Raw genomic sequence first — 319 nt, 5'->3', positions numbered from 1 at the left:
GGGGCGAGGGTCGCGGTCATCGGGCGGCCTCCTCGGTTCTCGGTGAGGGCGAGGAACGCGGCCTCCAGCGGCGACACCACGGGGGCGAGTTCGCGCAGTGCGATGCCTCCCTGCACGAGTCGCACCACCAGGTTCGTCGAGGGCGGGGGTCAGCGCACGCACGACGAGCGCGTCGCTGTCGTGCCGTGCCCCGGAGCCGTCGAGGACACGGATACCGGCCGTGCCGGCGGCCAGTCGGCGGGCCGTTTCCGGGTCGGAGGTGAGCAGCCGGTAGTCGAGTTCGGCGTTCTCGGCGGCCAGCTTGGCCAGCGGCCCGGAG

The 319-nt window shown here is 74.0% G+C and carries 1 pseudogene; it reads right to left on the bottom strand.

Annotated features, from left to right (window positions below):
* Positions 1–319, bottom strand: a pseudogene (locus C3488_RS42305) (ABC transporter ATP-binding protein); the annotation flags it as partial.

The organism is Streptomyces sp. Ru72, from assembly GCF_002920635.1.
Classification (GTDB): domain Bacteria; phylum Actinomycetota; class Actinomycetes; order Streptomycetales; family Streptomycetaceae; genus Streptomyces.
Note: the sequence above shows the minus strand (reverse complement) of the source record. Positions and strands in the feature narration are given on the sequence as shown.